Origin of the sequence: Pseudomonas cichorii (assembly GCF_003700275.1) — a bacterium.
GTDB classification, from domain to species: Bacteria; Pseudomonadota; Gammaproteobacteria; order Pseudomonadales; family Pseudomonadaceae; genus Aquipseudomonas; species Aquipseudomonas cichorii_B.
The window spans coordinates 112,660-132,003 of record NZ_RBRE01000039.1 but is presented as its reverse complement, the minus strand read 5'-3'; the positions used below and the strand labels follow the sequence as shown (position 1 = coordinate 132,003).

Here is a 19,344-nt window from a genome sequence, read left to right as displayed (position 1 = left end):
GCGACCTGCAAATGACTGATCTGACGCTTTATCACAACCCGCGCTGCTCGAAATCCCGCGGCGCGCTGGAACTGCTGCAGGCCCGTGGCCTGACTCCCGAAATCGTCCTGTATCTGGAAAATCCGCCCGATGCCGACCGGTTGCGCGAGCTGCTGGGCAAGCTGGGCATCGGCGCCCGGCAACTGCTGCGCAGTGGCGAAGATGACTACAAGACCCTGAACCTGGCGGACCCGAGCCTTGGCGACGAGCAGTTGATCGCGGCCATGGCGGCCCATCCGAAACTGATCGAGCGGCCGATCCTGGTCGCTGGCGACAAGGCCGTCATCGGTCGTCCGCCCGAGAACATACTGGAGCTATTACCGTGAACACGCCTTACATTCTGGTCCTGTTCTATAGCCGTAACGGTTCGACCAGCGAAATGGCCCGCCAGATCGCTCGCGGTATCGAAATGGGCGGTATGGAAGCGCGCCTGCGCACCGTGCCGGCGATTTCTGCCGACTGTGAAGCCACTGCGCCGCAGATTCCGGAAAACGGTGCGCTGTATGCCACGCTGGACGACCTGAAGAACTGCTCCGGCCTGGCTCTGGGCAGCCCGACGCGGTTCGGCAACATGGCTGCGCCGCTCAAGTACTTTCTGGATGGCACCAGCAACCTGTGGCTGACTGGCGCGCTGGTGGGCAAACCGGCCAGTGTGTTTACCTCCACCGCCAGCCTGCATGGCGGCCAGGAAACCACGCTGATGTCGATGCTGCTGCCTTTGCTGCATCACGGCATGCTGGTCATGGGCCTGCCTTACAGCGAATCCGCACTGCTGGAAACTGCGGGTGGCGGCACGCCTTATGGCGCCAGTCACCATGCTGGCCCGGACGGCAAGCGGCCGCTGGATCGTCATGAAACCGAACTGTGCCGCGCCCTGGGCCAACGCCTGGCGAAAACCGCGTTGCAACTGGAGACGCCACGTGGCTAAAAAGCCCAAGGTGTTGCCGTCCAGGGAATGGCTGGAACCACGGGTGCGCTTCAGTCGGGCCGCGAGCCTGATCTGCTTTCTGGGCATGATCGTCCTGCTGTCGGTGTATTACCTGTTTATCGCCGACCTGCATGGCGCCCGTCCCGGTGTGATCCTGGCCATCGAACTGCTGCCCTTGTTGTTGCTGGCACCGGGCATGCTGCTGGGCAAACCGCACGGGCATTCCTGGACCTGCTTTGTGATCAATCTGTATTTCATCAAAGGCGCCCTCGCCGCCTTCGACCCGAACCGCTGGCTGTTCGGCGTGCTGGAAATGCTCGTCAGCGTGGCAGTGTTCAGCAGTGCCTTGCTGTATGTTCGCTGGCGTTCGCAGCTGGATCGCCAATGCAATCTTCACGAATGAATCCGCTCATACACAGGGCATATGAGAGCGAATACATTCGCGAAAAGGGTCACAATTTTCTGGAGAACCGATGCACGACTACAAATGGCTGAACGAATACTGCCTTAACCGTTTCGGCTCTGCCAGGGCACTTGAAGCACTGCTGCCGGTGCCCGATACGCCGAAGCAACTGGCGGCCATCAGCGATGATCGCTACCTGTCGACCATGGCCTTGCGGGTGTTTCGGGCTGGTCTGAAACACAGTCTGGTGGATGCCAAGTGGCCGGCGTTCGAGGAAGTGTTCTTTCGTTTCGATCCGGAAAAGGTGGTGCTGATGGGCGCCGATCATCTGGAGCGGCTGATGCAGGACACCCGCATCATTCGCCATCTGGGCAAGCTCAAGAGCGTGCCACGCAACGCGCAGCTGATTCTCGACATTGCCCAGGAACATGGCAGCTTCGCGCAGTTCATCGCCCAATGGCCGGTCGATGACATCACCGGGCTCTGGCAATACCTGGCCAGGCACGGCAACCAGATGGGCGGACTGTCGGCACCGCGTTTCCTGCGCATGGTCGGCAAGGACACCTTTATCCCTAGCCAGGACGTGGTCGCAGCGCTGAACGCGCAGAACATCGTCGACAGAGTACCGACCAGCAAGCGCGATCAGGCCATCGTGCAGGACGCTTTCAATCAGTGGCAGGCCGAAAGCGGCCGACCGTTGTGCCAGCTTTCAGCCATGCTGGCGTTTACCGTCAACCACTGAGTGCGGGTTAGATATTCACCACATTGACGAACCGCGAGGCAGCGGTTTCGTCCATGCGCAGGCTGGTGAAGTCGAACAGGTTGCGGTCGGCCAGTTGCGAAGGCTGAACGTTCTGCAGGGCGCGGAAGATGCTTTCGGTACGGCCCGGCGTCTTGCGCTCCCAATCAACGAGCATTTCCTTGACCACCTGACGCTGCAGGTTTTCCTGCGAGCCGCACAGGTTGCACGGAATGATCGGGAATTGCTTGAAGTCCGAATAGGCCTGGATGTCCTTCTCATGGCAGTAGGCAAGCGGGCGAATCACCACGTTGCGGCCATCGTCGGAACGCAGCTTGGGCGGCATGGCCTTGAGCGATCCGTTGAAGAACATGTTGAGAAAGAAGGTTTCGACGATATCGTCGCGGTGATGCCCCAGCGCCATCTTGGTGGCGCCGATCTCATCGGCGAAGGTGTACAAGGTGCCGCGACGCAGGCGCGAGCACAGCGAGCAGGTGGTCTTGCCTTCCGGCACCAGCTCCTTGACCACCGAATAGGTGTCCTTTTCGACGATGTGGTACTCGATGCCCAGCGTCGCCAGATAGGCCGGCAGCACGTGCTCGGGGAAGCCCGGCTGCTTCTGGTCCATGTTCACGGCCACGATCTCGAACTTGATCGGCGCGACCTTCTGCAGGTGCATCAGCACATCGAGCATGGTGTAGCTGTCCTTGCCACCGGAGAGGCAGACCATCACCTTGTCGCCATCCTCAATCATGTTGAAGTCGGCAACCGCTTCGCCGGCCAGCCGACGCAGGCGTTTCTGCAGTTTGTTCTGATTGACTGAAAGGGTGCCCATGATGCTGGTGATATCCGCTGGTGACTTCGGGGAAAGGGCAGCCATTTTACGCACAACCTGCGCCGGGTTAAACATCCACCGTATCGAAGCAGCGGCTATTAACAGGTGCGGGCAAATCGCCAAACACTCTAAGCCCGCCATTCCTGCACGGTGCACGCTTTCTATACTGCCTGATGAGGTCGCATTCAGGCTTGTGGCCTCTACCCACGAGATGAAGGAGTCACCCTATGATCCATCACGTATGGGGGCTGTTCACGCATCCCGACCAGGAATGGAAGCAGATACGTGGCGAAGAAGAAAGCATTGGCCACATGTACCTCACTCACACCCTGATCCTGGCCGCAGTCCCGGCAATTTCCGCATATATAGGCACTACCCAGATCGGCTGGGTCATCGGTGATCGACCGCCCGTGATGCTCACCCATGGCAGCGCCATATGGATGACGCTCATGTCCTACGTCTCCATGCTGCTCGGCGTCGCCGTAATGGGTGGCTTCATTCACTGGATGGCCCGTACTTACGACGCCACGCCAACCCTGGCGCAGTGCATCGCTTTTGCTACCTATACCGCCACGCCGCTGTTCATCGGCGGGCTGGCGGCGCTCTATCCGCATATGTGGCTGGGCATGCTGGTGGGTACCGCAGCGATCTGCTACACGGTCTACCTGCTGTATGTCGGCCTGCCGACCTTCATGGACATTCCTTCCGATGAAGGCTTCATGTTTTCCAGCTCGGTGCTGGCAGTCGGCCTGGTGGTGCTGGTCGCGATCATGGCATTTACCGTGGTGCTGTGGGGCGTCGGGATCGGCCCGGAATACACCAGTTGAACCACCGCCCGGCGGGTTGCAGCCCCATGCGACCCGCCGCTGCGAGCGACCATCGGGCAGTTGGGGTTTTCAGCCCGCCCCCGCATTACGGCATACTTGGCGCATCTGGAGAGCCACACAGCATGCCCGAGCAACTCAATTCCCGCGTCGAAACCTGTTACCAACAAGCCGAAGCCTTTTTCAAACGCACCTTCAAACGCCCGGTGGTCAGCCTCAAGCTGCGCGGTCAGAAAGCGGGCGTCGCCCACCTGCACGAGAACATGCTGCGCTTCAACCCGAAGCTGTACCGGGAGAACAGCGAGGACTTCCTGCGCCAGACCGTCCCCCATGAAGTGGCGCACATGATCGCCCACCAGTTGTTCGGCGACCGTATCCAGCCCCATGGCGAAGAGTGGCAACTGATCATGCGTGGCGTGTACGAACTGCCACCCAATCGCTGCCATACCTATGCCATCGAACGCCGCAGCGTGACCCGCTACATCTATCGCTGCCCGTGCGCCGACAGCGATTTCCCGTTCACAGCCCAGCGCCACAGCATGGTTTCCAAAGGTCGACGCTACCTGTGCCGTCGCTGCCGCCAGACGCTGGTATTCAGCGGCGAGACGCGGGTCGAGTAATCCCCCGGCAAGAAACTCAGGCATAAAAAAACCCATCCGAAGATGGGTTTTTTTCATTCAGCGCTTATCAGACCGTTTTACCGGTGTTGACAGGAGCCGGGCCTTCGGCAACACCCAGGTCATCTTCATGACGGGTTTCAACGATGGCGGAACCACCGGAAGCCAGTTCGGCGTCCAGCTTGTTGGTGTCCAGCTCACCGACCCACTTGGCAACAACCACGGTGGCAACGGCGTTACCAACCAGGTTGGTCAGGGCGCGGGCTTCAGACATGAAGCGGTCGATACCCAGGATCAGCGCCAGACCGGCAACCGGCAGGTGGCCTACGGCCGACAGGGTTGCAGCCAGAACGATGAAGCCGCTACCGGTCACGCCAGCAGCACCTTTGGAGGACAGCAACAGTACCAGCAGCAGAGTGATCTGATGGGTAATGTCCATGTGGGTGTTGGTCGCCTGAGCGATGAACACGGCCGCCATGGTCAGGTAGATCGAAGTACCGTCCAGGTTGAAGGAGTAACCGGTAGGAATGACCAGGCCGACAACCGACTTCTGTGCACCCAGGCGCTCCATCTTGATCAGCATGCGAGGCAGTGCCGATTCCGACGAGGAAGTACCCAGAACGATCAGCAGTTCTTCACGGATGTAACGTACCAGCTTCAGGATGCTGAAGCCGTGAGCGCGGCAGATGGCGCCCAGTACCAGAACCACGAACAGGAAGCAGGTGATGTAGAAGCACAGCATCAACTGACCCAGTTGCACCAGCGAGCTGACACCGTAGGCGCCGATGGTGAAAGCCATCGCACCGAAAGCACCGATCGGAGCAAGCTTCATGATCATGTTGATGATGTTGAACATCACGTGCGCGAAACGATCGATGAAGTCCAGAACCGGACGACCGTAGGCACCCAGGCGATGCAGGGCGAAGCCGAAGATCACCGAGAACATCAGGACTTGCAGGATGTCGCCAGTGGCGAACGCGCCGACGATGGTGTTCGGGATCACATTGAGGATAAAGCCGACGATGCTCTGATCCTTGCTCGCTGTTACATAAGCAGCGATCTTGGAGGCGTCGAGGGTGCTGACGTCGATGTTCATGCCGACACCCGGCTGAACCACGTTGACCACAACCAGACCGATGACCAGGGCCAGGGTCGAAACGATTTCAAAGTACAGCAGCGCGTAACCGCCAGTCTTGCCGACCGACTTCATGTTCTGCATGCCAGCGATACCACTGACGACCGTACAGAAGATGATCGGGGCGATGACCATCTTGATCAGTTTGATGAACCCGTCACCCAGCGGCTTCAAGGCCTTGCCGGTGTCCGGATAGAAGTGACCGATCAGGATACCGATAACAATCGCTACGATTACCTGAAAATAGAGTGTTTTGTAGAAGGGCTGACGAGTCGTCATTGCAGTTATCCTCAAGGGCGTCGTCGGCATCTCACCTGATGCACGCGAAACCTATAAAGCGCTAACCCTCCTGCACTGGAGGGATTTGTTGTGTCGAGCTGCGCAAGGCAGGCCTCTACGACGACAAGTAGCAAGCTGCGTGCCACTCCTGAAAAAAACCTTCCTGAGCCCGACTTTCAAGGCGTCGTGGAATAAACACTAGTATGAAAGTGCCATTATGGTGGCGGTTTTCCGCCGATAGCCCATAAAAAAATCAGCAGGGTGGCGGGTATCCGCCTCTCCATCGTCGCCGCATTGTCGCGCAGCAAACCGTGGGACCGGATTTATCCGGGAAGAGGGCCGTACATTCACAGCATGCAAACACCATCAGGCCAGAAAATGAATCCTGAACACTGCGCCACCCAAGGGCGAATCGCCCAGGGTCAGGCGGGCGCCGTAGCTTTCGATGATGTCCTTGACCACTGCCAGACCGATGCCCTGACCGGGATTCTGGCGGTCCAGGCGCTCGCCACGCTCCAGAATGCGCGCTCTCTGGCGCAGCGGAATGCCGGGACCGTCGTCCTCGACGCACAGCTCGTCACCCGTTGCAGATGACTGAAAACTGACTCGGACTTCGCCAAGACACAGCCGGTAAGCGTTTTCCAGCAGATTGCCGAGCATTTCCAGCAAGGCGCCCTCTTCCATCGGCACCTGGCATTGCTCGGGAAGGTCGAGGGTGACCTTGACCTGCTTGTCGCGGTACACCTTCTCCAGGGTATTGCACAGGCTTTCGACCACCGGCCGCAGCATCACGTGATGACGAACCAGCCCGCTCTTGCGCAGGCTGGCGCGCTGCAACTGGTAGCCGATCTGCTGGCTCATGCGCTCGATCTGCGATTGCAGGACGCGCGCCTGTTCAACGTCTTCAGGACGCTTGGCGATGTTCTCGCTGACGCCCTGCAAGACCGCCAGCGGGGTTTTCAGGCTGTGGGCCAGATCGCCGAGGGAATCGCGGTAACGAATGCGCTGCTCACGCTCGCTGCGCAACAGGCGATTCAGGGAGTCGGTCAGGCGCAACAGTTCGCTGGGGTGTTTTTCGCTAAGGCTGTCGCGGGCACCGGCTTCCACCTGATCCAGTTCCTGACTCAAGCCCTTGAGCGCTCGCAGGCCCCATGTCAAACCCAGCCACAGTAGGCCCAGCAACACCAGCAAGGCGCCGCCAAAGCCCAGATAAAGTTTTTGCCGCAGACCGGCGATGGTTTCCTGATAGTCGCGCAAGGGTTGCAGGGCCACGATACTGAACGCCGCATTGCGACCGCCCAACAGGCGGATCTCGGCGTCATAGACGAAATACTCGTCGCCGTTGGCTTCCTTGATCTTGGAAAACTGACTGCCCTGCCCGTCATAGTGCGGGTGGTATTTGATGTTTTCGCCTTCGGTGCCCAGCGAGCGCCAGACCAGTTGCCCCTGCAGGTTATATATGTAGCCCAACAGGCGACTGCCCGGCAGATTGAACTGCTCGCCGGGCAACAGCGACGGCATCAGCAGGCGACCGTCTTCGACCCGCGCTGCGGAAATCATGGTCGTCACATCCGACGCCAGGCGTTGTTCGATAGCGCCACGCAGTGCCAGGCTGAACGCACCCTGCAAGGCAGGCAGCATCAGCAGCATGAAGATCACCGCCAGTGTCGCGGCGGCCAGCATCAAGCGCAGGCGCAGCGAACGAATCATGTACAGCGCTCAGTGAACAGATAGCCCATGCCACGCACGGTATCGATGGGTTTGAATGCCACGGCCCCTTCCAGCTTGCGGCGCAGACGTCCGACCAGCACTTCGATCACGTTCGGATCGCGCTCATCGTCGTCGGGATACAACTGCTCCATCAGGCGTTCCTTGGGCACCACTTGCTGATGATGCAGCATCAGGTATTCGAGAATCCGGTATTCATAGGCCGTCAGCGCCAAGGGCTGCTCGGACAGCGCGGCCTGCTTGCGATTGAGGTCCAGCAGCAGCGGCCCGGCAGTGATGGTCGACTGGATGAAACCGCTGGAACGGCGCAACAGGGCATTGAGCCGCGCTTCCAGCTCCTCGAACTGAAACGGCTTGACCACGTAGTCGTCGGCACCGGCGGCCAGCCCTTCGACCTTGTCCTGCCAGTTGCCACGGGCGGTGAGGATCAGGACCGGAAACGCCTTGCCCTGGGCACGCAACTGGCGGATGAGGTCCAGGCCGCCGATACCCGGCAGGCCAAGATCGATCACCGCCAGATCGTGATTGAACTGCCCGACCTGATACAGCGCCTCCTCGGCATTGGCCACCGCTTCCACCACATGGCCCGCTTCGGTCAAGCGGGTCCACAAGTGATGACGTAGCAGCGCCTCATCCTCGACCACCAACAACTTCATGCAGCTCTCCCTTAAGAAAAAGAATGAAACGACATCGTCGAATCGTTACTCGACAGCCTGGCGCTCAAGGGCACGCCCTGTTTTACATCGTATTCGCCCAGCAGGACTTCCCGGCTGACCACTACGCCATTGTAGGTGCCAGAAAGACTGCCATAAATAGCCGGTGAATAAAGCGCCCCGCTTGAAGAGGCCAACGGTCCCCGCTGATCCAGCCCATGACTCCAGCTGTTGGCTTCGTCGAGCCGCTTGCTGGTCTTGCCGAACTCGATACGTGCCGGCTCCAGCCGACCATCACTGGCCTGTGCTGCAGCACTGCCACCCAGAAAAGCCAACGCCAGGAAAAACTTGTTGATATTCAACATGAGGACTCCTTTTGCGCTCGGGGACGCTGTCAAAGTACGATTTCACAGTAGTCTGCGTGTCCTGAACTGTTACTGAACGCGCTCTGAACCTGTGCTGAACAGGCTAACAAGGCGGGATCGACTAAGCTTTGCCCTCTTCTCCCCCCAAACTGGAAGGAACTGAACATGCGTGTGTGGATTGCGGCAATCATGATGAGCCTCACCGGACTGGCCCAGGCGGCGATCAAGACCGAACAGATCGACTATAAAAGTGCCGACGGGACAAAACTGGTGGGTTATTACGCCTACGACGATGCCATCAAGGGCCAGCGTCCCGGAATTCTGGTGGTTCACGAATGGTGGGGGCTGAACGATTACGCCAAGCGTCGCGCCCGCGATCTGGCGGCACTGGGTTACAGCGCCATGGCCATCGACATGTACGGCGAAGGCAAGAACACCGAGCATCCAAAAGACGCCATGGCCTTCATGCAGGCCGCCCTCAAGGACAGTGATGCGGCCAACAAGCGTTTCGACGCCGGCCTTGAGCAACTGAAGAAACAGGCCCAGACCAACCCGGACAAGATCGCCGCCATCGGCTACTGCTTCGGCGGCAAGATCGTGCTCGACGCGGCACGTCGCGGCGAACCGCTGGCGGGTGTGGTGAGTTTCCATGGCGCGCTGGTGACCAATACTCCGGCCAAACCGGGCATCAAGGTGCCGATGCTGGTCGAGCATGGCGCCAAGGACAGCATGGTCACGCCCGAGAACGTCACCGCCTTCAAGAAGGAAATGGACGACGCCAAGGCTGACTACAAGTTCGTCAGCATCGAAGGCGCGAAACACGGCTTCACCAACCCCGACGCCGACCGCCTGAGCCACGGCGAACATGGCGGCCCGGACATCGGTTATGACAAGGCTGCCGACCAGAGTTCGTGGGCGGATATGCAGGCGTTCTTCAAGAAGATATTTGGCTGATTCTGTGTGCAAGTCTTTTCGCGAATGAATTCGCTCCCACTCAGACTTCAAACCTGCTCGGACTGTGTGGGACCGGATTTATCCGGGAAGGCGGCACTTCTAACGATAGAACTTTACTGGATGCAGTTTTTTCGCGAATGAATCAGCTCCCACACCTGGGAGCAAATTCATTCGCGAACAGCTTTCCACATCCGGCACAATGCCGCTCATGACTCGACTCCAGACACTCCCCGCCTGCTGTTCCGAACCCAGCCAACACTGGCCGCTGCCTCATGCAGTACCGGGTGCGGTGTTGGTCAGCAGTTATTTCGATCCGCAGAAACTGGTCGACGGTGATTTTCAGCGTTGCGCCATTGCGCCTCCGGCCAGCATTCAACGCTCGGTCGCCAAACGTCAGGCCGAATTCCTTGCCGGGCGGCTCTGTGCCCGTGAAGCCTTGCGCCAACTCGACGAACGTTTGTACGTCCCGGCAATTGGCGAGGATCGTGCGCCGATCTGGCCGGAGGATATCTGCGGCTCGATCACCCACAGCACCGGCTGGGCCGCCGCCATCGTTGCGCCCAGACAACAATGGCGCGGGCTGGGGCTAGATACCGAAAACATGTTGAGCAGCGAGCGCGCCACACGTCTGGCCGGGGAAATCCTCACCGCCGACGAACTGGCCGCCATGGCTGCCGGTCCCGAAGAACAGATCGCCTTGCGCGTCACCCTGACCTTCTCGATCAAGGAAGCATTGTTCAAGGCGCTCTACCCCATCGTGCAGAAACGCTTCTACTTTGAAGACGCGCAACTGCTGGAATGGTCAGCAGACGGCAGCGTGCGCCTGCGCCTGCTGATGGACCTGTCCAGCGAATGGCACAGCGGCAAGGAACTGGAAGGCCAGTTCAGCCTGCACGATGACCATCTGTTGAGCCTGGTCAGCATCGCCGGCTGAATCATCGTGGTTCCTGGGTTCGCGGCCAGACCAGCGTAAAACAGGCGCCACCCAGGCGGGCGCTACGGTCGATTGAAGCACGACCTTCATGCCAGTTGATGATCCGCCGCACGATGGACAACCCCAAACCGTGCCCGCCGGATGCCCGGGTGCGGCTGTCGTCCAGGCGCATGAACGGCGTGAATATCTGCTCCCAGGCACTTTGCGGAACGCCGGGGCCGTCGTCTTCCACATCGAGACGGCAACAGCCCGGCTCCAGTCGGTAACTGATGCTGACCTGCGACTCGGCATGGCGCAGGGCGTTGCTCACCAGATTCTGCACGGCCCGATGCATATAGCGCGGCTCGGCATCGACCCAGGCCGATTCGCCTTCGCCGGTGGTCACGCATTCGCCACGCGCCACCCGGACATTGGCGCGCAACGGAGCCAGTTCAGCGATGACCTGATTGATCAGTACATCCAGATCGATGCGCTGGAAATTCAGGGTCGGCGCGCCCTGCTCCAGCCGTGCATAAGTCAGCATCTCGTCGACCAGCTTGTCGAGATCCTGGATATCGTTGTCCATACCGGTCATGTATTTGTTGCGCGCTTCAGGCGTGGTGGCGTCGCGGATCATCTCCAGGCCGAACCGCAGGCGCGACACCGGCGTGCGCAGCTCATGGGAGACTGCCCGCACCAGTTCACGCTGAATCATCAGTGAACGTTGCAAGTGCTCGGCCATGCTGTTGAATGCCGTCGCCAGCCGGCCGATCGAATCGCTGCCCTCGGTGGGCACCCGGGTTTGCAGGCTGCCTTTGGCGATCAGGGAAGCAGCCGCCTCCAGCGCCTGCACCCGCCGTTCAAGAGGCCGCACCAGCAGGTAAACCACCACGCCGATGAAACACAGCCCGAGCAATGCAATCAGCACCAGCAGTTGCGGCGGATAAGGATTCATCTGATACAGCGGGCCGATTTCCAGCACCCAGTTGGTGTCGACGATCCCGGACAGCACGCGGATGGAGTCACCGCCCTTGCCCAGCGCCATGACCGTGTCGCCTTCGTAGACCCGCCGGCGCTGATCGTCATCCAGGTCGGCCTGATCCAGGGCAATCAGATTCAGGTCGAAACCAAACCCCTTGCTGACCCGCAAGGCTTGCAGCCGTGCCGGTTGTTCATCGACGGGCAAGCGCACCAGTTCGTCGATCAACAGATAAATAGTCGCCCGCGCCAGCTGTTCGGTGATCTGCTGTACCTCACCGGTCAGCAACAATGGCTCCTGATCGCTGAGCTGGCGGTAAACCCTGGCCGCATGCGGGCCGATCTGCTCGACCACCACCTGACCGCGCTGCAAGCGGCTGCGGGCGCTGCTGTCCAGGTGCGCCTGCTCGACGCTCTGCAGGCTCAGCGGAATACCCAGCAAGCGCTCCCAGACCGCCAGGGCGCGGCGCCGCTCGATATCGTTCAGCGGAATCAGGTTATCGGCCATCACGGTAAAGGTGCCGTGGGCCAGCCGCTCGCGGTATTGCCCGCTGCGCTCCTGATTGAGCAGATGCAGCGCCAGCACACCGAGCAGCGCCACCAACACCAGCACGCCGAGCATGCCGCCATAGATGCGCAGGAAAATGGAATTCATGGGGTCAGCCGTTCAGGACAAAGCTGTTCATGTCCTGCGCCGCTTCGGGCACAAACAGATAGCCCTTGCTGCGCACCGTCTTGATCAGGCGCGGATGAATCGGATCGTCGCCAATTCTGGGGCGTATGCGCGAGATACGCACATCAATGGAGCGATCCTGGCCGTCATAACCGACCCCGCGCAAGGCGGTAAAGATTTCTTCTCGGGACAGAATGCGCCCGGCATTGGCAACCAAAAGCCACAGCAGATCGAACTCGGCGCCGGTCAGCTCGATGCTCTGCTCGCGCAGCCAGGCCTCGCGCAGGGCGTTGTCCACCACCAGCGGGCCGAATACCAGGCGCCGTAGCTCGGCGGCCGGCACTTGCGGGGCTTCACTACGGCGCAGCAAGGCATGGATCCGCGCCAGCAACACCCGCGGATGCACCGGCTTGCAGACAAAATCGTCCGCGCCGCTATCCAGGCCCTGGATCTGATCGGAGTCGTCGGTGCGGGCGGTGAGCATCAGGATTGCGCCGTCATAACGACCGCGCACCTTGCGACAGATGCTCAGGCCATCTTCGCCGGGCAGCATCAGGTCGAGGATCACCAGATCCGGCTGCTCATCGATGATCCGCGCCGCGGCCAGCGCGCCGTTGCTTTCGATGCTCACACTCAGGCCGTTGCCCTGCAGATAATCGCAGGTCAGCTCGGCCAATCGCTGATCATCCTCGACGATCAGCACCTGCCAGTTTTCTTGCTCCACAAGCGGCCTCCGGATTGTTGTTATGCAAGGCGTTTTCCAGCGCATCGGTGCGGGCGATTGTAGCAACCACCAGGGCAAGCACACGACATGCCAGAGCGGCCTTGCACGATATGTTTTTTGTGATAGGGTTCGCGCCCGCAAAAATCCGCTTCGAGTCGCCGACAGATGTAAAAAACAATGACAGACGGTCCGACTCAGTAGTTATGCGGCCTACACGCGATATGGGCGATTCATACACAAAATACGCACAAGCTTATCCACAGGCTGTGCGTTGCAATTGATGTCCAAAACGCATTATCTTGTAGCCCGATCCGAAGCGACACCCTACATGTAGGGTTTTGCGGAGAAAAGCCAACACGACTCAATCGAGAAATTCAAGCATTTTTCTTGAGCCTGCAAGGTTGAACTTTACGACGTGTTCAATAGCCCAACCGACCGCGCCAGCCTCTGGCCAACCGGTACACGTTTTGCAACATCAAACGAGCACTCTTCATCAGATTTTCAAGGGATCGGTCATGTACCGGTCCTTTCTGGCTTCAAAGCCGGGGAGCGGCATCCAGCCCTCCTTGCTCCGTTTTGAAGTCACTTACAGCCGCCCCTTTGGCGGCTGAATGCCTCAAGACGGATCGGTGGGCGGTTGTACAGCCCGAACAAACTTAAAGAACGTGGAGACACCCATGCAAACAGACACAACTCGCGAGAACTCGCCGACCAACGCGCCGAAAGCCAGCCAGGGTCAACAGGACCTGTCAGCGACCGCGCCTGGTCAACTGCGCGTGATCAAGCGTAACGGCACTGTTGTTGCTTACACCGACGACAAGATCACCGTTGCCATCACCAAAGCGTTTCTTGCAGTTGAGGGTGGCAACGCTGCCGCCTCGTCGCGTATCCACGATACCGTTGCACGCCTGACCGAACAGGTCACCGCGACCTTCAAGCGTCGCATGCCATCGGGCGGCACCATCCACATCGAAGAAATCCAGGACCAGGTCGAACTGGCCCTGATGCGTGCCGGTGAGCAGAAAGTCGCTCGCGACTACGTCATCTACCGTGACTCGCGTGCCAAGGAGCGTGCCGGTCGCGCAACCGACAGCGAAGTCCTGGCTCACCCATCGATCCGCATCACCCGCGCCGACGGCAGCCTTGCGCCGCTGGACATGGGTCGTCTGAACACCATCGTTACCGAAGCGTGCGAAGGCTTGGCTGAAGTCGACGCCAACCTGATCCAGACCGAAACCCTGAAAAACCTGTACGACGGCGTTGCGCTCAAAGACGTCAACACCGCACTGGTGATGACTGCGCGTACGCTGGTCGAGCGTGAGCCGAACTACTCGTTCGTCACCGCCCGCCTGCTGATGGACACCCTGCGCGCCGAAGGCCTGGGCTTCCTGGAAGTGGCCGAGAGCGCCACTCACCACGAAATGGCCGACCTGTACGCCAAGGCCCTGCCGGCCTACGTCGCCACCGGCATCAAGTACGAACTGCTCAACCCTGTGCTGGCCGACTTCGACCTGGTCAAGCTGGGCAAGGCGATCAACCACGAGCGCGATCAGCAGTTCACTTACCTGGGCCTGCAGACCCTCTACGACCGTTATTTCATCCACAAGGATGGCGTGCGTTTCGAGCTGCCGCAGATCTTCTTCATGCGCGTGGCCATGGGCCTGGCGATCGAAGAGAAAGCCCGTGAAGATCGCGCCATCGAGTTCTACAACCTGCTGTCGTCCTTCGACTACATGTCGTCGACGCCAACCCTGTTCAACGCCGGCACCCTGCGTCCACAGCTGTCCAGCTGCTACCTGACCACCGTGCCGGATGACCTGTCGGGCATCTACCACGCGATCCACGACAACGCCATGCTGTCCAAATTCGCAGGCGGCCTGGGCAACGACTGGACGCCGGTTCGTGCGCTGGGTTCCTACATCAAGGGCACCAACGGCAAGTCGCAAGGCGTCGTGCCGTTCCTGAAAGTGGTCAACGACACCGCCGTTGCGGTCAACCAGGGCGGCAAGCGCAAAGGCGCTGTCTGTGCCTACCTGGAAACCTGGCACATGGACATTGAAGAGTTCATCGAGCTGCGCAAGAACACCGGTGATGATCGTCGTCGTACCCACGACATGAACACCGCCAACTGGATCCCTGACCTGTTCATGAAGCGCGTCTTCGACGACGGCAAGTGGACCCTGTTCTCGCCATCCGAAGTGCCGGACCTGCATGACCTGACCGGCAAGGCCTTTGAAGAGCGTTACGAGTACTACGAAGCGCTGACCGAATACCCGGGCAAGGTCAAACTGTTCAAGACCATCCAGGCCAAGGATCTGTGGCGCAAGATGCTCTCGATGCTGTTCGAGACCGGCCACCCATGGCTGACCTTCAAGGACCCGTGCAACCTGCGCAGCCCGCAGCAGCACGTGGGCGTGGTCCACAGCTCGAACCTGTGCACCGAGATCACCCTGAACACCAACAAGGACGAGATCGCGGTCTGCAACCTGGGCTCGATCAACCTGCCGAACCACATCGTCAACGGCAAGCTGGACACCGACAAGCTCAAGCGCACCGTCGATGTAGCCGTACGCATGCTCGATAACGTGATCGACATCAACTACTACTCGGTACCGCAGGCCAAAAACTCCAACCTGCGCCACCGTCCGGTCGGTCTGGGCATCATGGGCTTCCAGGATGCGCTGTACCTGCAACACATCCCGTACGGTTCCGATGCTGCCGTGCAGTTCGCCGACACTTCCATGGAAGCGGTCAGCTACTACGCCATCCAGGCTTCCTGTGATCTGGCCGACGAGCGCGGCGCCTACGAGACGTTCCAGGGTTCGCTGTGGTCCAAAGGCATCCTGCCGCTGGATTCGCAACAGATCCTGATCGAAGCACGTGGCCAGAAGTACATCGATGTCGACCTGAAGGAAACCCTGGACTGGGCGCCGGTTCGTGCCCGCGTACAGAAAGGCATCCGTAACTCGAACATCATGGCCATCGCTCCGACCGCGACCATCGCCAACATCACCGGCGTATCGCAGTCGATCGAACCGACCTACCAGAACCTGTACGTGAAATCGAACCTGTCGGGCGAATTCACCGTGATCAACCCGTACCTGGTTCGCGACCTCAAGGCCCGCGACCTGTGGGACTCGGTCATGATCAACGACCTGAAGTACTACGACGGTTCGGTACAACAGATCGAGCGCATTCCGCAGGAGCTCAAAGAGCTTTACGCCACCGCGTTCGAAGTGGAAACCAAGTGGATCGTCGACGCCGCCAGCCGCCGTCAGAAGTGGATCGACCAGGCTCAGTCGCTGAACCTGTACATCGCTGGCGCTTCGGGCAAGAAACTGGACGTAACCTACCGCATGGCGTGGTTCCGTGGCCTGAAAACCACCTACTACCTCCGTGCCCTGGCCGCGACCAGCACCGAGAAGTCGACCATCAACACCGGCAAGCTCAACGCAGTATCGAGCGGCGGCCACGGCCCGGACGACTCCGCGATCAGCGCGCCACGTCCGACCGAAGCAGCACCGGCCGGTCCAGCTCCAGTACCAAAGGCTTGTGCAATTGACGAGCCGGATTGCGAGGCTTGCCAGTAAACCCGGCAAGGCTGTAATCCCGGTCTTCGCGGATAAATCCGCTCCTACACTCACCCTGTAGGAGCGAATTCATTCGCGAAAGGCCCTTCCTACATTCACCCCGTAGGAGCGAATTCATTCGCGAAAGGCCGCACCGTCCTCTCCAAAATCTTCCAGTTTTTAGCTACACTTACGCCTTTGAAACACCGGAGGCGGCAAACATGCCAACCCTTTCCCTTCAGGCCAAAAAAGCCTACTGCGCCAAAACGCGCAAATCCAACTACTCGGCAAGCCTGCGCCTGGAAGGTTTCGACATTACGCCCCTTGATGCTGAGCGCCCTCTTCTGTCTCGTGAAGAGTTGCTGAAAACCTACCGCAACAAACAGGCCTGATGCTCGATAAATATGGCACAGGGCAAGATCCGTATTGCATCCCAGGTACATCGGTTCTACGTAACCGCTTGGGCTTCACCAGCGACAGGCTTCTGGCTCAAGCAGAACGAGCACTTTCTGAAGTTGCCGCAAGCTCTATCGAGTTTGCCCCTCCGCCTTACGACCTCCTCTACCTAAAAAACATCCACTCTCGTTTGTTTTCAGATATCTACGAATGGGCCGGAGAGCTACGAAGCGTTGACATCTCCAAAGGCTCTACCCATTTTTGCACGTGCAGCCGTATCGAGCCTGAAGCTCAAAAGCTGCTTTCATCCCTCGCCAAAGCCGATTGGCTTCAGAACCTGGACCGAGACGCACTGGTGCTTGCCAGCGCAGAGCTATTCGGCGATTTGAATGTTGTGCATCCTTTTCGGGACGGCAATGGCAGAGCCCAACGAATCCTGTTTGAACACATCATTGTTAATGCTGGATATGAGATCAGCTGGTGGGAGGTTGATGTGCAGGAATGGACGCAGGCAAATATTGATGCCGTCGTGTGCGATTACACAGCACTGACCAAGGTGTTTGCGAAGTGCATTGGACAGCCAATCAGCATCTAAGCCCCATCTTCCACACTTCGTGATGAGGGTTGCCATTCGTCGATTGCCTGGCTGAAAAAATGGCCGCTCTCACGCGCATAAAATTTTCGCATTCCCCCAGAAGCCACAATCTACGGCACGTGCAACTCTTGACCTGTGTCATGCTCTAAACAAACGCCCAAAAACGCATCCAACGAATCATTGCCGGAAAAGCCAAGGCACTATATCCTGCGTTTCCAATTGTAAAAAACACTACATAAGGTGTTTTCGCTGCGTTTGACGCTCATTTTCGGTGCAATGAAAATTAACGCCGAAGCATGAAAAAAAAGCGAAAAATCACACCGCTATTTCAATCACGGATGAACAAGCTCCGGGGAAAAATCTGTATACTCCCGCGCTTGCTCCAGGGTACTCAAATGACCATTTGCAAATGCAAAGTTGGCTCACCTGAAAGCAACCCCAGACACCCGTATTGCTCGCTTGTGTCTCAACGACACCGGCTCACTGAACGACCGACAATTTCATAGATCGGCGATCCGAGTAAACCTCGAAAATTTACTGCCAGCGTGCTTGCTGCACGCCGGTATTCGACACTTTAAAATCCAATCGCGGTTGCCTCAGGCACCCTCAAGCACAGGAGCTTTACCACCATGCTGAGCTGGGACGAATTCGACAAAGACGAAGGCGAAGTAGCCGCCAAACCCAACCAGGCTGCACAGGCTCACGAAGCCACGATGGACCGCCTGGACAGCGCCGGTGGTGCTGCCGCCCAGGAAGCACGCGCCATTACCGCCAACGACTCCGCAGCCCTGATCCGCGCCAAGAAAGCGCTGGACGCTCTGGACGTTGCCGAAGGTCTGGCTGAACTGGAAGGTGCTTCGGCGCGTGTTGCGGTCGATGAAAAGCGCATGATCAACTGCCGCGCCGACCTCAACCAGCTCGTCCCGTTCAAGTACGACTGGGCCTGGCAGAAGTACCTGGACGGCTGCGCAAACCACTGGATGCCGCAAGAAGTCAACATGACCGCCGACATCGCCCTCTGGAAAAACCCGGAAGGCCTGACCGACGACGAGCGCCGCATCGTCATGCGCAACCTGGGCTTCTTCTCCACAGCCGACTCGCTGGTTGCCAACAACCTCGTACTGGCCGTGTACCGCCTGATCACCAACCCCGAGTGCCGCCAGTACATCCTGCGCCAGGCTTTCGAGGAAGCGATCCACACCCACGCTTACCAGTACTGCATCGAATCGCTGGCCATGGATGAAGGCGAGATCTTCAACATGTACCACGAGATTCCATCGGTCGCAAAAAAGGCAGCCTGGGGCCTGAAATACACCCGCTCGATCTCCGATCCGAAGTTCGAGACCGGCACCGTCGAAACCGACAAGGAACTGCTGCGCAACCTGATCGCCTACTACTGCGTTCTGGAAGGCATCTTCTTCTATTGCGGCTTCACCCAGATCCTCTCCATGGGCCGCCGCAACAAGATGACCGGCGTTGCCGAGCAGTTCCAGTACATCCTGCGTGACGAATCCATGCACCTGAACTTCGGCATCGACGTGATCAACCAGATCAAGATCGAAAACCCGCACCTGTGGGATGCCGAGATGAAGGAAGAAGCCATGCAGATGATTCTGCAAGGCACCCAGCTGGAAATCGAATACGCCCGCGATACCATGCCACGCGGCGTACTGGGCATGAACGCGGCAATGATGGAGGACTACCTCAAATTCATCGCCAACCGTCGCCTGTCGCAGATCGGCCTGAAGGAAGAGTACCCAGGTACCACCAACCCGTTCCCATGGATGAGCGAAATCATGGACTTGAAGAAAGAGAAAAACTTCTTCGAGACTCGGGTTATCGAGTATCAGACTGGTGGGGCGTTGAGCTGGGATTGATGATTGGGGCTGTGTAGCTCTGATTTGAAATGAGAAAGCCAGGGGGCGAGAGCTTCCTGGCTTTTTTGTGGGTACGAAATGGTGCCTAGCGGCTAGTGAAAAGTCTGGAGGGAACATAAC

General features: G+C 58.9%; 19 protein-coding genes. 12 read left to right on the top strand and 7 right to left on the bottom strand.

Going from position 1 to position 19,344, the window contains the following annotated elements; all coding sequences use genetic code 11:
• Positions 1-11 precede the first annotated feature (11 nt).
• The 4 genes from arsC (at position 12) to ALQ04_RS10325 (ending at position 2,112) form a co-directional block, all read left to right on the top strand.
• Positions 12-365, top strand: a complete 354-nt coding sequence (gene arsC, locus ALQ04_RS10340) for an arsenate reductase (glutaredoxin) (protein ID WP_122315661.1) — start codon at positions 12-14, stop codon at positions 363-365.
• Positions 362-967: an NAD(P)H:quinone oxidoreductase gene (wrbA, locus tag ALQ04_RS10335; protein ID WP_122315660.1), complete on the top strand. Its 606-nt coding sequence runs from the start codon at positions 362-364 to the stop codon at positions 965-967. Before arsC ends, wrbA begins: the two co-directional genes overlap by 4 nt.
• Entirely contained in the window at positions 960-1,370 is a 411-nt protein-coding gene (locus tag ALQ04_RS10330; protein ID WP_122315659.1) for a DUF2069 domain-containing protein, read from the top strand. Before wrbA ends, ALQ04_RS10330 begins: the two co-directional genes overlap by 8 nt.
• 70 nt (positions 1,371-1,440) lie before the next feature.
• Positions 1,441-2,112, top strand: coding sequence for a DNA-3-methyladenine glycosylase I (locus ALQ04_RS10325; protein WP_122315658.1), 672 nt, complete (start codon positions 1,441-1,443; stop codon positions 2,110-2,112).
• A 7-nt stretch (positions 2,113-2,119) separates the two neighbouring features.
• Here ALQ04_RS10325 and ttcA read toward each other — a convergent pair whose 3' ends face one another.
• Positions 2,120-2,944: a tRNA 2-thiocytidine(32) synthetase TtcA gene (gene ttcA / locus ALQ04_RS10320; RefSeq protein ID WP_122315726.1), complete on the bottom strand. Its 825-nt coding sequence runs from the start codon at positions 2,942-2,944 to the stop codon at positions 2,120-2,122.
• Positions 2,945-3,171: 227 nt separating this feature from the next.
• Between ttcA and ALQ04_RS10315 the strand changes: the two genes are divergently transcribed.
• Together ALQ04_RS10315 and ALQ04_RS10310 are read left to right on the top strand one after the other, a co-directional pair.
• The gene (locus tag ALQ04_RS10315) at positions 3,172-3,771 is read left to right on the top strand and encodes a Yip1 family protein (RefSeq protein WP_122315657.1); all 600 of its coding nucleotides are present in this window, start codon (positions 3,172-3,174) and stop codon (positions 3,769-3,771) included.
• 122 nt (positions 3,772-3,893) lie between these two features.
• Positions 3,894-4,388, top strand: a complete 495-nt coding sequence (locus tag ALQ04_RS10310) for a SprT family zinc-dependent metalloprotease (protein WP_122315656.1) — start codon at positions 3,894-3,896, stop codon at positions 4,386-4,388.
• A gap of 67 nt (positions 4,389-4,455) precedes the next feature.
• Here ALQ04_RS10310 and ALQ04_RS10305 read toward each other — a convergent pair whose 3' ends face one another.
• The 4 genes from ALQ04_RS10305 to ALQ04_RS10290 all read right to left on the bottom strand — a co-directional run bounded on the left by ALQ04_RS10305 (position 4,456) and on the right by ALQ04_RS10290 (position 8,545).
• The gene (locus tag ALQ04_RS10305; protein ID WP_122315655.1) at positions 4,456-5,799 is read right to left on the bottom strand and encodes a dicarboxylate/amino acid:cation symporter; all 1,344 of its coding nucleotides are present in this window, start codon (positions 5,797-5,799) and stop codon (positions 4,456-4,458) included.
• A 366-nt stretch (positions 5,800-6,165) separates the two neighbouring features.
• A complete protein-coding gene (locus tag ALQ04_RS10300) occupies positions 6,166-7,509 on the bottom strand; it encodes an ATP-binding protein (RefSeq protein WP_122315654.1) in 1,344 nt (447 codons plus the stop codon).
• Positions 7,506-8,183: a response regulator gene (locus tag ALQ04_RS10295; RefSeq protein ID WP_122315653.1), complete on the bottom strand. Its 678-nt coding sequence runs from the start codon at positions 8,181-8,183 to the stop codon at positions 7,506-7,508. The genes ALQ04_RS10300 and ALQ04_RS10295 overlap by 4 nt, the downstream gene beginning before the upstream one ends.
• A gap of 11 nt (positions 8,184-8,194) precedes the next feature.
• The gene (locus tag ALQ04_RS10290; protein ID WP_122315652.1) at positions 8,195-8,545 is read right to left on the bottom strand and encodes a hypothetical protein; all 351 of its coding nucleotides are present in this window, start codon (positions 8,543-8,545) and stop codon (positions 8,195-8,197) included.
• Between the two features lie 165 nt (positions 8,546-8,710).
• On the opposite strand from ALQ04_RS10290, the gene ALQ04_RS10285 reads away from it, so the two are divergent.
• Together ALQ04_RS10285 and ALQ04_RS10280 are read left to right on the top strand one after the other, a co-directional pair.
• Positions 8,711-9,499 carry a dienelactone hydrolase family protein gene (locus ALQ04_RS10285; RefSeq protein ID WP_122315651.1) on the top strand — a complete coding sequence of 263 codons (789 nt, stop codon included), beginning with the start codon at positions 8,711-8,713 and terminating at the stop codon, positions 9,497-9,499.
• 208 nt (positions 9,500-9,707) lie between these two features.
• A complete protein-coding gene (locus tag ALQ04_RS10280) occupies positions 9,708-10,433 on the top strand; it encodes a 4'-phosphopantetheinyl transferase (protein WP_221033397.1) in 726 nt (241 codons plus the stop codon).
• A 1-nt stretch (position 10,434) separates the two neighbouring features.
• On the opposite strand, the gene ALQ04_RS10275 is transcribed toward ALQ04_RS10280, so the two are convergent.
• The gene (locus ALQ04_RS10275) at positions 10,435-12,045 is read right to left on the bottom strand and encodes an ATP-binding protein (RefSeq protein ID WP_122315649.1); all 1,611 of its coding nucleotides are present in this window, start codon (positions 12,043-12,045) and stop codon (positions 10,435-10,437) included.
• A 4-nt stretch (positions 12,046-12,049) separates the two neighbouring features.
• On the bottom strand, positions 12,050-12,787 hold the full coding sequence (locus tag ALQ04_RS10270) for a response regulator (protein WP_122315648.1): 738 nt from the start codon (positions 12,785-12,787) through the stop codon (positions 12,050-12,052).
• Between the two features lie 677 nt (positions 12,788-13,464).
• On the opposite strand from ALQ04_RS10270, the gene ALQ04_RS10265 reads away from it, so the two are divergent.
• The 4 genes from ALQ04_RS10265 (at position 13,465) to ALQ04_RS10250 (ending at position 19,224) form a co-directional block, all read left to right on the top strand.
• Complete coding sequence (locus tag ALQ04_RS10265) at positions 13,465-16,377, top strand: ribonucleoside-diphosphate reductase subunit alpha (protein ID WP_122315647.1); 2,913 nt, start codon at positions 13,465-13,467, stop codon at positions 16,375-16,377.
• A gap of 200 nt (positions 16,378-16,577) precedes the next feature.
• A complete protein-coding gene (locus ALQ04_RS10260; protein ID WP_122315646.1) occupies positions 16,578-16,748 on the top strand; it encodes a YhfG family protein in 171 nt (56 codons plus the stop codon).
• On the top strand, positions 16,748-17,347 hold the full coding sequence (locus ALQ04_RS10255) for a putative adenosine monophosphate-protein transferase Fic (RefSeq protein ID WP_122315645.1): 600 nt from the start codon (positions 16,748-16,750) through the stop codon (positions 17,345-17,347). The genes ALQ04_RS10260 and ALQ04_RS10255 overlap by 1 nt, the downstream gene beginning before the upstream one ends.
• 629 nt (positions 17,348-17,976) lie before the next feature.
• Entirely contained in the window at positions 17,977-19,224 is a 1,248-nt protein-coding gene (locus ALQ04_RS10250; RefSeq protein ID WP_122315644.1) for a ribonucleotide-diphosphate reductase subunit beta, read from the top strand.
• The last annotated feature ends 120 nt before the right edge of the window (positions 19,225-19,344 follow it).